We start from the raw sequence: 11,727 nt of genomic DNA, 5'->3' as shown, positions 1-11,727 counted from the left end.
GCCCGAAGGCGGCGGCGGGCCGAATTATCCAAACATGTGACGCATCACGTGCATGCATGGGCGTGCGCGAACGAACCGGAGCAAGACGATGAGCAATGCAGCGAAGGAAGTCGTGGTCGTAAGCGGTGTTCGTACCGCAATCGGCGATTTCGGCGGAAGCCTGAAGGATTTCTCGCCGACCGAGCTCGGCGCGAAGGTCGTGCGTGAAGTGCTGTCGCGCGCGAACGTGCCGGGCGACGCCGTCGGCCATGTCGTGTTCGGCCATGTCGTGAACACCGAGCCGAAGGATATGTATCTGGCGCGCGTCGCGGCGATCGACGGCGGCGTCGCGCAGCACGCGCCCGCGCTGACGGTGAACCGGCTCTGCGGTTCGGGCCTGCAGGCGATCGTGTCCGCGGCGCAGACGATCCTGCTCGGCGATGCCGACGTCGCGATCGGCGGCGGCTCGGAGAGCATGACGCGCGCGCCGTACAGCGTGCCGGCCGCGCGTTTCGGCCAGCGCATGGGCGACGCGAAGCTCGTCGACATGATGCTCGGCGCGCTGCACGACCCGTTCCAGTCAATCCACATGGGCGTGACGGCCGAGAACGTCGCGGCGAAATACGGCATCTCGCGCGACGCGCAGGATGCGCTGGCGCTCGAATCGCACCGTCGCGCGGCGCGCGCGATCGCCGAAGGGCGCTTCAAGGATCAGATCCTGCCGATCTCGATTCGCACGAAGAAGGGCGAGGTCGCATTCGACACCGACGAACACGTGCGCCACGAGGCGAGCGCGGAGGATTTCTCGAAACTGCGTCCGGTGTTCGCGAAGGAGAACGGCACGGTGACGGCCGGCAACGCCTCCGGCATCAACGATGCGGCCGCAGCCGTGCTGATGATGAGCGGCGATGCGGCGCGCGCGCAGGGCGTGAAGCCGCTCGCGCGTCTCGTCGCCTACGCGCATGCAGGCGTCGATCCCGCGTACATGGGGATCGGCCCGGTGCCGGCCACGCAGAAGGTGCTCGAACGTGCGGGACTGAAGATCGACGATCTCGACGTGATCGAGGCGAACGAAGCGTTTGCCGCGCAGGCCTGCGCCGTCACGCAGGAGCTCGGCCTCGATCCGGCGAAGGTCAACCCGAACGGCTCCGGTATTTCGCTCGGTCATCCGATCGGCGCGACGGGTGCGCTGATCACCGTGAAGGCGCTGTACGAGCTGAAGCGCATCGGCGGGCGGTACGCGCTCGTGACGATGTGTATCGGCGGCGGGCAGGGCATTGCGGCGATCTTCGAGAACATCTGATAATCGACCGCTCCAACCCGCACACACGCATCGAATACGAGGAATCGTCATGGCCATCGAAACCGTCGGCGTCGTAGGCGCCGGAACCATGGGCAACGGCATTGCGCAGACCGCCGCCGTTGCAGGACTCAACGTCGTGATGATCGACGTCACCGACGCCGCGCTCGAGAAGGGACTCGCGACGCTGAAGGGGAGCCTCGAGCGGCTGGTGTCGAAAGACAAGCTCGCCGCCGCCGCGCGCGATGCCGCGCTCGCACGCATCTCGACCTCGACCGATTACGCGACGCTCGCGTCGGTCGACATCGTGATCGAGGCCGCGACCGAAAACGTCGAGTTGAAGAGCCGCATTCTGAAGCAGATCGAATCGGTCGCACGGCCCGACGCGATCATTGCGACGAACACGTCGTCGATCTCGATCACCGCACTCGCGGCGCTGCTCGCCGATCCGTCGCGTTTCGTCGGCATGCATTTCTTCAACCCGGTGCCGCTGATGCCGCTCGTCGAGATCATCCGCGGGCTGCAGACGAGCGATGCGACCGCGGCGGCCGTGCGTGCGCTGACCGAGCGTTTCGACAAGTCGCCGATCGGCGTGCGTAACGCGCCCGGCTTCGTCGTGAACCGGATTCTCGTGCCGATGATCAACGAAGCGTTCTTCGTGCTCGCGGAAGGGATCGCGTCGGCCGAGGAGATCGACGCGGGAATGAAGCTCGGCGCGAACCATCCGATCGGGCCGCTCGCACTCGCGGACCTCGTCGGACTCGACGTCTGTCTTGCCGTGATGGACGTGTTCCTCAAGGACTTCGGGGATCCGAAGTATCGCGCGTGTCCGTTGCTGCGCGAGATGGTCGCGGCGGGGCGGTTGGGGCGGAAGACGGGGCGGGGGGTGTACGACTACAGCAAGTAGACGGCACGCGTTTTCCGTTTTCATGCGGCCGCCTTCGGGCGGCCGTATGCGTTTGGGCGGCGCGGCGTCCGCGCATCCGAAAGGGCGCAGCGCCGAAGCGCGCTACATGTAGAACGCCGACGGCGACATGCCGAAGTGCCGCTTGAAGATTGCGAAGAACGCGGTCCCGACCGCTGTAGCCATGTCTATCGCGGCCGTGAGTACCGTGTCGCCGGGACGCGCTTGCTATACGAGGGAGAGTGTTCACATAAGACGTCATATAACAAAACTGCTTGGACAATTCGCGTTCCGGCTCAAAATCTCGGCTTTGTTTCGGCTTTGCCTTGTATTTTCGCGACGTTAGTCATATGATGACAGATCATATGGGCTGCCGTCGCAGCGTCACCCCCTCGAGAATCCGCTCGTGAGAATTGCCGCCATCGAAGTCATTCGCCTGTCGCTCGCATTCGACGCGGGCCGCCGCCCCGCCCCGACGTCGGCACCCGCCGCGGACACCTACAATGCCGCCGACCGATCGCTGCGTCGGATGGAATCGCTGCTCGTCAAGGTCACCGACGAAGCGGGCCGCGTCGGCTGGGGTGAAGCGTTTGGCCATCTGATCAATCCCGTCACGTTCGCCGCGCTCGAAGGCCCCGTCGGGCGCTGGTTCCGCGGCGCCGAATTCGAACCGACGCCCGGCGGGATCGGCGCATTGCGCGACGCGGCCGACCGCGCGCTGCATGCGTTCGGACGAACCGGGCCGGTGCTGTACGCGCTGTCCGCGATCGATACTGCGCTGCACGACCTGTCCGCGCAGCACGCGGGGCAGCCGCTGTATCGCTGGCTCGGCGCACGGCGCGACGAGATCGACGTGTACGCGAGCCTCGTCAGCTACGAGAACGAGCCAGGCGAAGTCGCCCGCCACGTGCGGCGCGCATGGGACGAAGGGTTTCGGCGGATCAAGCTGCACGAGACTGAACGCGCGGCGATCGCGGCCGCCCGCGATGCATTGCCGGTTGGCGGCGAGCTGATGGTCGACGTGAACTGTCCTTGGACCGCGAACGAAGCCGTGCGTCGCGTCGGCGAACTGGCCGATCTCGGGCTCGGCTGGATAGAAGAGCCGGTATGGCCGTGCGACGACGCGCGCGCGATCGCGCGTGTGCGCGGCACCGGCGTGCGCGTCGCGGCCGGCGAGAACGCATCGGGCGTCGCCGGCTTTCGCAATCTGTTCGAACACGACGCCCTCGATGTCGCGCAGCCGAGCGTCGCGAAGATCGGGGGACCGACCGCGATGCGTGCGGTCATCGCGCTGGCTGCGCAGCACCGCGTGCGCGTTGTTCCGCATTGCTTCTACTATGGCGCGGGCCTGCTGGCGACCGCACATCTGGTCGCGACGCTGCCGGTCGACGTCGCGCTCGAGATTCCGTATCTCGACTGGCCCGAACGGCTGCATGACGCGCAGCGCCCCGGTGCGCGACTGCGGCTATCCGACATGCCGGGGCTCGGCTTCGTGCCGGACGACGCGGTACTGGCGCGCAATATGATTGCGCACGCAACGATCTGCTGAACAGCGCAGCCGCGCGTTGGAGCGAAGATCGCGAAGCGGTTGCCGGCATCGGCCGCGCGGTCGCAAAACATCGAACCGGGGCACCCGGCAGCGCCGCCCGCCCGGTCAACAGGAGACGACATGAAAACACGATACCGCTGGTGGGTCGGCGCACTGCTGTTCGGCGCCGGCATGCTGAACTATCTGGACCGCGCTGCATTGTCGGTCGTCGCACCGATCATCAAGCGCGATCTCGGCATTGGCGATGCGCAGATGGGCGTATTGTTCAGCAGCTTCTTCGTCGGCTATTGCGTGTTTTGTTTCGTCGGCGGTTGGGCTGCCGATCGTTTCGGGCCGCGCCGCGTGTTCGCGTGGGCGGCCGGCGTGTGGTCGCTGTTCTGCGGTGCAACCGCGCTGGCCGGGTCGTTCGTGCATCTGCTGGTCGTGCGCGTCGCGTTCGGGATCGGTGAAGGGCCGATGGGAACGACGACGAACAAGGCGATCTCGAACTGGTTTCCGCGTCGCGAAGCGGGGCGAGCGGTCGGCTGGACGAACGCCGGGCAGCCGCTCGGCGCGGCGATTGCTGCGCCGATCGTCGGCCTCGTCGCGTTGCAGTTCGGCTGGCGCGTGTCGTTTGTCGTGATCGCCGCGCTCGGCTTCCTGTGGCTTGTCGCATGGTGGCGGCTGTTCCGCGACGAACCTGCCGCGCATCCGCGCGTGTCGCCGGAAGAGGCGCGCGAGATCGCAGCGGATCGCGGCGTTGACGCAGTACACGGCACGCGCGACGTGCACGCAGCAGACGCGCACGCGGCACGTCCGCTGCTGCACTATCTGCTGTCGCGCCCGGTGCTCGGCGTCGCGCTCGCGTTCTTCAGCTTCAACTACGTGCTGTATTTCTTCCTGTCGTGGCTACCCAGCTATCTGACCGACTATCAGCATCTGAACATCAAGCAGATGAGCGTGGTCGGCATCCTGCCGTGGCTCGGCGCGACGGTCGGCTTCGTCGCCGGCGGCACTGTATCGGACCGCATCTACCGCCACAGCGGCGACGTGCTGTTCGCACGCAAGATCGTGATCGTCGTCGGGCTCGGCGTCGCGGCGGCGTGCGTGCTGCTCGCGTCGCGCGTGAATTCCCTCGGTGCGGCCGTCACGCTGATCGCGATCGCGAGCCTGTTCGCGTTCATGGCGCCGCAAGCGTGCTGGTCGTTGCTGCAGGAAATCGTGCCGCGCGAGCGCGTCGGTGCGGCCGGTGGCTTCGTGCACCTGCTCGCGAATCTCGCCGGCATTCTGTCGCCGAGCCTGACCGGCTGGCTCGTGCAATACGGTGGCGGATATGCGGGCGCGTTCGTGCTCGCGGGAGCGTCAGCGCTGGCGGGCGCGGCGATTCTGACGGTCGCGGTGCGGCCGCGCACGGTCGCGCAGATGCGCGGCGCGGTTTAGTCGCGCGTATGTGCTCGCGCGGGTCGGCGCGTCGCGATTGCTCCGTGCCCACTGAAGGGCGGAGCGGATGTGCGTTCATCTTCGAGCGCTGACGGCGCGACGGCGCGAGATCGTCGAACGGCTTGGCCGGATGCCTGAGCGCCCGAAGACGCGCTGCAACGGCTATGCCCTTGCGCGAGGCGGGACGAGGCCTCTCTCGTGGCATACGCGCAACGCGTGCGCAATATCGAAACGTGATTCTTCTCGCTCTCGCCCGCACACAGCACGCGCACACTTGCAATCCGCGCGGAACAACCGTCGGCATGACGTCGCCCGTTCCCGCCTTCCACGCCGCGCGACGACCTCCCGCCCACCCGCCGCAGCGTACCGCTGAACTTCCGCGTCTCTATCCGTTCTATTCGCTCACATGCCGCCCCGCGTCGACGCACGCGCTCACGCATCGCAAAGACGCCAGCAGGCATACAACTTGCGCACAGCACACGCTTTCCGCAACGCACGGACGCGCACCGCGATACGAACGAAACCGCTTCGGAGGCTTGTGATGAAACGACTCTGGCTGCAGCGCGCAATCGCTACGATCTTCCTGTACGCAACAGTCGGCACCGCGGCGAACGCGGCATCGCCGTCGGCGGACGTAGCGATCCACCGCAGCGACTACGGCATCACGCGCACCGGTCGCGCGGTGAGCCAGTACACGCTGAGCAACGCGCACGGCGTGACGCTGAAAGTCATCACGTACGGCGGCATCGTGACGGCGCTCGAAGTGCCGGACCGAACCGGCAAGGTCGCCGACATCGTGCTGGGCTTCGATTCGCTGTCCGACTACGAAGCGCACAACGGCAACATTCATTTCGGCGCGCTGATCGGCCGCTACGCAAATCGCATCGCGCACGGACGTTTCTCGCTCGACGGCAACACGTGGCAGTTGCCGCTCAACGACGGACGCAACACGCTGCACGGCGGGCCCGACAGTTTCGACGCGAAGGTGTGGACGGTCACCGCCGCACGCAGCGACGGCCAGCGTGCGAGCGTCACGCTGCGCTACGTGAGCCCCGACGGCGAGAACGGCTTTCCCGGCACACTGACGACGGACGTGACCTACACGCTGACGAACGACGACGTGATCCGCATCGACTATCGCGCGACGACGGACAAGGACACCGTCGTCAACCTGACGAACCACAGCTATTTCAATCTCGCCGGGCACGACAGCGGCAGCGTCGAGCGGCAATTGATCGAGATCGACGCGTCGCGCTTCACGCCGACCGACGCGACGTCGATTCCGACCGGCGAACTCGCGAGCGTCGCCGGCACGCCGATGGATCTGCGCGCGCCTACGCCGATCGGTGCACGCTTGCGCAGCGCGTATCCGCAACTGGCAATGGCGCACGGCTACGATCACAACTGGGTGCTCGATCACGGTGGCGAAGCGGCGCCCGCGTTTGCGGCGCGCGCCTACGATCCGGCGTCGGGCCGCTTTCTCGCGCTATACACGACGCAGCCCGGGCTGCAGTTCTATACGTCGAACGGCCTGAACGGCAGCGTCGTCGGCAAGGGCGGTACCGTTTATCGGCAAACGGATGCGTTCGCGCTCGAAGCCGAGCATTTCCCCGATTCACCGAATCATCCGGCGTTCCCGACGACCGTGCTGAAGCCCGGCCAGACGTGGCACGAAGTGACGTTGTGGAAGGTGGGCGCACGATGACGCGTGAGCGTCCTCTGACTCTCTCGACAGCCGCTGCAGCACCCGCATCAAGTTCCGGTTGAACACGCGCGCCCCGACGCCTATACTTAGCCGCATGGATAAGTATCAGTCGTCGATCGGTGACGTCTTCCACGCGTTGGCCGATCCGACGCGCGTGGCGATCGTCTGCGCGCTGGCGAGCGGTGCGCAGACGGTCTCGACGCTGGCCGCGCCGTTCGACATGGCGCTGCCTTCGTTCATGAAGCATCTGACGGTGCTCGAACGCAGCGGCTTGATCCTCACGTCGAAGTCCGGCCGCACGCGCACTTGCGAACTGCAGCCCCAGCGGCTGCAGCAAGCCGAGCGCTGGCTCGCCGAGCAGCGCGCGATGTGGGAAGCGCGATCCGATCGCATGGTCGAATTCGTCGAACGACTTCATCAACAGGAGCAAGCCGATGACCCGAAACGCCGCCGATAGCGCCGACTCGCGCGACCTCATGATCATGCGCGTGCTGCGCGCACCGCGCGCCGCGTTGTGGCGCGCATGGTCGGAACCCGATCTGCTGAAGCTGTGGTGGTGTCCGAAGCCGTGGACCACCGACGTGCTCGCGTTCGATCTGAAACCGGGCGGCGCGTTTCATACGTTGATGAAAGGGCCGGACGGAGGCATCAGCGACAACCCCGGCTGCTTTCTCGAGATCGTGCCGCAGTCGCGTCTCGCGTTCACCTCGATGCTGACGGCCGGCTGGCGCCCGAATACGCCGTGGATGGGTTTCACCGCGATCATCACGATGACCGACGAGGGCGAGGGCACGCGCTACGTCGCGCACGTGATGCATCCGGACGACGCATCGCGCGAGCAGCACGAGAAGCTCGGCTTCTTCGACGGCTGGAACACGGTGATCACGCAGCTCGACGAATTGGCCTGCACGCTGCGCTGATGCGCGCTTTCGCGCTCGACGTTCGACGTTCGACGAGCGCGCATCGCCGCACGCGGGGCGCGTTCGCATTTGCTTCGGGATCCGGACGATGGCATGAAGGGCCGCATCGCCGCACGCGCTCGTACAGTGCGACGGAACCCGAAAATCGCAGAAAACGACGTCACAGCGCGAAATCGCTTGACAGTATCGTCGGTACCACGTATTGTCCGCCGTTGAAATCTTCAAGAAGCGCGATTGCTGCTCGTCATTGCCGCCTTGCCGCGGCATCTGTTGTCCTCTCCCTCCTTGACCCTTTTCCGATGCCCCGTCGGCGGCGTAGCGTAACTGCATGCATCTGCAATGCATTGCGGCGCCACGTGACGGATATCGGCATCATCGAACGGTTCAACGGCAACAACGGAACAGGCTCACGCGAGCCTGGTACACGTTCGTCCACGTGTTGCGGATTGCACTCGCTCGAATCGCCCGGTTCCCGAATTCATCGGGGTTGCCGGCGCGTTCTTGTCGCCAACACCGAGATATTTGAATCACCATGCAAGCAACGAATACCCAACATTACGGCGGCTATGCCGTCGCCCCTTCCGCTCATCGGCTTCCGGACGGAAGCTTCTCGTCGAACCTGACGCTGCGCCGCACCGGCTGCCGCGCCGAGCCGACGTGCTACGAGTTCTACTCGCTCGACTACTTCAGCAGCGAGGAAGCCGCGTTGCGCCACTCGGCGCGCTGGGCACGCAACTGGATCGATACGCGCGGCTGAGCGCCGCAGTCGGTCCGCGAACCGTCCGCGCTGCGAGCGCGTCGCATGCGGCGACGGCAGCCTCGCTGCGACGTCTTGCACGCGCCGCGCGACGCCGGAAATAACCCGCGCGCGCAGCGGCCGATGCGCGTATGATGAACTTCTCCGAGCCGCCGCTGCTGTTCGACCGCTCCTCCCTCCATCGGCTGTCTTTACCGCGTCGCGCCTCTGCCACGCGCATCGTCGTCCCGTTATCCCGTCCGCCGCGCCTGCATCGGCGCTACCGGCAGCACGCGCTCGTCCGCGCGATTCGTCGCCACGAGCCTCAGGAGTTCACCATGAGCATGCATCTCTATCGCGGATTCGAAATCTATCCGCTGATCTATCCGCACGTGCCGGCGCAGCTCGGCAGCGCGCACAACTACGACGCGGGCTTCGACGCCGCCGTGAAGATCTGCCAGCGCGGCGCAGGCGACATGCTGACGCGCAGCCAGACGTTCCGCCTTGCCGAGCTGTCGCCGTTCGATACGGCCGGCGATGCGCGCCGCGCGTCGCTGCGCTATGCGGAAACGATCATCGACGATAACCGCGACAAGCCGGGCTTCTTTGCCGACACGCTTTGACGCGACCGGCAACACATCCTGGCCTTCGGAGGCATCCATGATCATCGACGATCTTCTCGACCTGATCCGGCGCGGCGAAGTAAGCGGAACCGATACGGCGCTGCCGTCCGGCGTCGGCGACTCGGCGCTCGCGCATCAGCAGGAGTTCCGGATGTTCGCGGCGGTACGTGCGCTAACGATCGGCTCCGGCTATACGGAGTTCGAATCCGACGAAATTGCGAGCGCCGTGATGACGCGGCTCGGCTGACGTTTTTTCCCATCAACGCTTCAACACAGGATCATTCATGACCAGCATCACGCTGAAAGCCAACGAGCCGATCGACGTCGCGCTCCGCCGGTTCCGCCGCGACATCGAGAAAACCGGGCTCATTCGCGAACTGCGCAGCCGCACGAGCTACGAGAAGCCGACGGCGATGCGCAAGCGCAAGAAGGCGAGCGCCGTCGTGCGCCAGCGTGCGCGCGTGCGGCGCGCGCTGCCGCCGCGAAAGCTGTACTGAGCTCGGCGTCCGGCCGCCTATCGTGCGCGGCCGCGGCGCCGCGCACTCGAATGCGGAACGCAGGGCGGCTTTATTTCAACACTACTTGAAATATAGAAATGAATGCGCTATCGTGCCGCGCATGGATTCCAATCACGTCGTCCGCGCGCTGAGCGCGCTCGCGCACGAATCGCGGCTCGCGATTTTCCGTGCGCTCGTGGTGGCCGGCCCGAACGGCCTCGCCGCCGGTGAGATCGCGCAACGGCTCGGTCTGTCGCCGTCGGGCCTGTCGTTTCATCTGAAGGATCTGTCGCATGCCGGCCTCGTGCAGTCGCGGCAGGAAGGGCGCTTCGTGTTCTATACGGCGCACTTCGACGCCATGAACGGCCTGATCGGTTTCCTGACGGAGAACTGCTGCGCGGGCGCCAGCTGCGCGGCGAGCGACGCGCGCGGCTGCTGCCCGCCCGCGGCGAATCCGTCGTGATCTTCCGTGGAGCCGCGTGTGACCGACCGACCTTATTCGATTCTGATTCTCTGCACCGGCAACACGTCGCGTAGCGTGATGGCCGAAGCGCTGTTCAACGTCTTGGGAAACGGCCGGTTTCGCGCGTATAGCGCGGGCAGCCGCCCGGCGGGTGTCGTCAATCCGTTCGCGATCGAGCAGTGCGCGGCGCTCGGCTACGATACGTCGCAGCTGCGCAGCAAGAGCTGGGACGAGTTCGCGCGGCTCGGTGCGCCGGAGATGGATTTCGTGCTGACGGTGTGCGATGCGGCGGCCGGCGAAGCGTGCCCGGTGTGGCCGGGTCGGCCGATCGCGGCGCACTGGGGGTTCGAAGATCCGGCCGCGTGCGCGGGCAGCGACGACGAGAAACGCAGCGTATTCGACAAGGTGCGCCGCCAGATCGCGCACCGCGTGAGCCGATTCCTTGCGCTGCCGCTGGACGCGCTCGATCGCGACGCGATTCGGCGCGCGATGCGCGCGATCGGCGAAGAGCCGGCGGAGGCGTGCGATGAGCGGCACTGATATGACGCTCGGCGCCGCGCGTCCGGCCATCGGGTTTTTCGAGCGCTACCTGAGCGCGTGGGTCGCGCTCTGCATCGTCGCGGGTATCGTGCTCGGCCAGCTGTTGCCGGATGTGTTTCGCGCGCTCGGCCGGATGCAGGTCGCGCAGGTGAACCTGCCGGTCGGCGTGCTCGTCTGGGTGATGATCGTGCCGATGCTGGTCAAGATCGACCTGGCGGCGATGTCGCGCGTGCGCAGCCAATGGCGCGGCATCGGCGTCACGCTCTTCGTCAACTGGCTGATCAAGCCGTTCTCGATGGCGCTGCTCGGCTGGGTGTTCGTGCGTCATGTATTCGCACCGTGGCTGCCCGCCGCGCAGCTCGACAGCTACGTCGCGGGTCTGATTCTCCTCGCGGCCGCGCCGTGTACCGCGATGGTGTTCGTCTGGTCGCAGCTGTGCGACGGCGATCCGTATTTCACGCTGTCGCAGGTCGCGCTCAACGACGCGATCATGGTCGTCGCGTTCGCGCCGCTCGTCGCGCTGCTGCTCGGGCTATCGGCGATCACGGTGCCGTGGGACACGCTGATCATGTCGGTCGCGCTGTACATCGTGATTCCGGCGCTCGTCGCGCAATGGCTGCGCCGGCGCTGGCTCGCGCGCGGCGAGGCCTATTTCCGTCACGCCGTCGCACGTCTTGGCCCGTATTCGATCGGCGCGCTGCTCGCCACGCTCGTGCTGCTGTTCGCGTTCCAGGGCGACGCGATCGTCGACGCGCCGCGCGTGATCGCGCTGCTCGCGGTGCCGATCCTGATCCAGGTCCTGTTCAATTCCGGTCTCGCGTATCTGCTGAATCGGCGGCTCGGCGTCGCGCACTGCGTCGCCGGTCCGTCGAGCCTGATCGGCGCGAGCAATTTCTTCGAACTCGCCGTCGCGACCGCCATCAGCCTGTTCGGTTTTCACTCGGGCGCGGCGCTCGCGACGGTTGTCGGTGTGCTGATCGAGGTGCCGGTGATGTTGTTCGTCGTCAGTGTCGTGAATCGATCGCGACGCTGGTACGACGCGGCGCCGCGGACGCACGACCTCGCACGATGATCGCGACGCGGCGGTCGCGC

Annotated in this window: 14 protein-coding genes; all 14 read left to right on the top strand. The window is 66.2% G+C overall.

The genetic code is table 11. The features are described 5' to 3' along the window. The first annotated feature begins 88 nt into the window (after window positions 1-88). A complete protein-coding gene (gene bktB / locus HMPREF3115_RS03680) occupies window positions 89-1,282 on the top strand; it encodes a beta-ketothiolase BktB (RefSeq protein WP_053298944.1) in 1,194 nt (397 codons plus the stop codon). A 49-nt stretch (window positions 1,283-1,331) separates the two neighbouring features. Then, the gene (locus tag HMPREF3115_RS03675; protein WP_053298932.1) at window positions 1,332-2,186 is read left to right on the top strand and encodes a 3-hydroxybutyryl-CoA dehydrogenase; all 855 of its coding nucleotides are present in this window, start codon (window positions 1,332-1,334) and stop codon (window positions 2,184-2,186) included. 403 nt (window positions 2,187-2,589) lie between these two features. After that, on the top strand, window positions 2,590-3,732 hold the full coding sequence (locus HMPREF3115_RS03670) for a mandelate racemase/muconate lactonizing enzyme family protein (RefSeq protein ID WP_070553457.1): 1,143 nt from the start codon (window positions 2,590-2,592) through the stop codon (window positions 3,730-3,732). 120 nt (window positions 3,733-3,852) lie between these two features. Beyond that, complete coding sequence (locus tag HMPREF3115_RS03665; RefSeq protein WP_006410639.1) at window positions 3,853-5,151, top strand: MFS transporter; 1,299 nt, start codon at window positions 3,853-3,855, stop codon at window positions 5,149-5,151. 541 nt (window positions 5,152-5,692) lie between these two features. Further along, window positions 5,693-6,856, top strand: coding sequence for an aldose epimerase family protein (locus HMPREF3115_RS03660; protein ID WP_070553456.1), 1,164 nt, complete (start codon window positions 5,693-5,695; stop codon window positions 6,854-6,856). A 94-nt stretch (window positions 6,857-6,950) separates the two neighbouring features. Beyond that, window positions 6,951-7,313 carry an ArsR/SmtB family transcription factor gene (locus HMPREF3115_RS03655; RefSeq protein WP_006413246.1) on the top strand — a complete coding sequence of 121 codons (363 nt, stop codon included), beginning with the start codon at window positions 6,951-6,953 and terminating at the stop codon, window positions 7,311-7,313. Continuing rightward, the gene (locus HMPREF3115_RS03650) at window positions 7,291-7,776 is read left to right on the top strand and encodes an SRPBCC family protein (RefSeq protein WP_065496901.1); all 486 of its coding nucleotides are present in this window, start codon (window positions 7,291-7,293) and stop codon (window positions 7,774-7,776) included. Before HMPREF3115_RS03655 ends, HMPREF3115_RS03650 begins: the two co-directional genes overlap by 23 nt. A 532-nt stretch (window positions 7,777-8,308) precedes the next feature. Beyond that, a complete protein-coding gene (locus tag HMPREF3115_RS03645; RefSeq protein ID WP_006402907.1) occupies window positions 8,309-8,533 on the top strand; it encodes a hypothetical protein in 225 nt (74 codons plus the stop codon). A gap of 317 nt (window positions 8,534-8,850) precedes the next feature. Next, window positions 8,851-9,135, top strand: coding sequence for a hypothetical protein (locus HMPREF3115_RS03640; RefSeq protein ID WP_006407336.1), 285 nt, complete (start codon window positions 8,851-8,853; stop codon window positions 9,133-9,135). Window positions 9,136-9,172: 37 nt separating this feature from the next. Next, entirely contained in the window at window positions 9,173-9,382 is a 210-nt protein-coding gene (locus HMPREF3115_RS03635) for a hypothetical protein (RefSeq protein ID WP_006402909.1), read from the top strand. Window positions 9,383-9,419: 37 nt separating this feature from the next. Beyond that, a complete protein-coding gene (gene rpsU / locus HMPREF3115_RS03630) occupies window positions 9,420-9,632 on the top strand; it encodes a 30S ribosomal protein S21 (protein WP_006402910.1) in 213 nt (70 codons plus the stop codon). Between the two features lie 121 nt (window positions 9,633-9,753). Next, window positions 9,754-10,095, top strand: coding sequence for an ArsR/SmtB family transcription factor (locus HMPREF3115_RS03625; protein WP_006408539.1), 342 nt, complete (start codon window positions 9,754-9,756; stop codon window positions 10,093-10,095). 18 nt (window positions 10,096-10,113) lie between these two features. Further along, the gene (locus HMPREF3115_RS03620) at window positions 10,114-10,635 is read left to right on the top strand and encodes an arsenate reductase ArsC (RefSeq protein ID WP_059940573.1); all 522 of its coding nucleotides are present in this window, start codon (window positions 10,114-10,116) and stop codon (window positions 10,633-10,635) included. Then, window positions 10,622-11,707, top strand: a complete 1,086-nt coding sequence (gene arsB / locus HMPREF3115_RS03615) for an ACR3 family arsenite efflux transporter (protein ID WP_070553455.1) — start codon at window positions 10,622-10,624, stop codon at window positions 11,705-11,707. Before HMPREF3115_RS03620 ends, arsB begins: the two co-directional genes overlap by 14 nt. Window positions 11,708-11,727 lie beyond the last annotated feature (20 nt).

The organism is Burkholderia sp. HMSC10F09 (genome assembly GCF_001806955.1).
Classification (GTDB): Bacteria; Pseudomonadota; Gammaproteobacteria; order Burkholderiales; family Burkholderiaceae; genus Burkholderia; species Burkholderia multivorans.
The sequence above is the reverse complement of the archived record's forward strand: the minus strand, read 5'-3'. Positions and strand labels throughout refer to the sequence as shown.

What these genes read in the sequence shown, in the direction of transcription:
- HMPREF3115_RS03665 (WP_006410639.1), top strand. Translation starts at nt 3,853, where the DNA reads ATGAAAACACGATACCGCTGGTGGGTCGGCGCACTGCTGTTCGGCGCC.
- rpsU (WP_006402910.1), top strand. Translation starts at nt 9,420, where the DNA reads ATGACCAGCATCACGCTGAAAGCCAACGAGCCGATCGACGTCGCGCTC.
- HMPREF3115_RS03645 (WP_006402907.1), top strand. Translation starts at nt 8,309, where the DNA reads ATGCAAGCAACGAATACCCAACATTACGGCGGCTATGCCGTCGCCCCT.
- HMPREF3115_RS03640 (WP_006407336.1), top strand. Translation starts at nt 8,851, where the DNA reads ATGAGCATGCATCTCTATCGCGGATTCGAAATCTATCCGCTGATCTAT.
- HMPREF3115_RS03635 (WP_006402909.1), top strand. Translation starts at nt 9,173, where the DNA reads ATGATCATCGACGATCTTCTCGACCTGATCCGGCGCGGCGAAGTAAGC.
- HMPREF3115_RS03625 (WP_006408539.1), top strand. Translation starts at nt 9,754, where the DNA reads ATGGATTCCAATCACGTCGTCCGCGCGCTGAGCGCGCTCGCGCACGAA.
- HMPREF3115_RS03655 (WP_006413246.1), top strand. Translation starts at nt 6,951, where the DNA reads ATGGATAAGTATCAGTCGTCGATCGGTGACGTCTTCCACGCGTTGGCC.
- arsB (WP_070553455.1), top strand. Translation starts at nt 10,622, where the DNA reads ATGAGCGGCACTGATATGACGCTCGGCGCCGCGCGTCCGGCCATCGGG.
- HMPREF3115_RS03660 (WP_070553456.1), top strand. Translation starts at nt 5,693, where the DNA reads ATGAAACGACTCTGGCTGCAGCGCGCAATCGCTACGATCTTCCTGTAC.
- HMPREF3115_RS03675 (WP_053298932.1), top strand. Translation starts at nt 1,332, where the DNA reads ATGGCCATCGAAACCGTCGGCGTCGTAGGCGCCGGAACCATGGGCAAC.
- HMPREF3115_RS03650 (WP_065496901.1), top strand. Translation starts at nt 7,291, where the DNA reads ATGACCCGAAACGCCGCCGATAGCGCCGACTCGCGCGACCTCATGATC.
- bktB (WP_053298944.1), top strand. Translation starts at nt 89, where the DNA reads ATGAGCAATGCAGCGAAGGAAGTCGTGGTCGTAAGCGGTGTTCGTACC.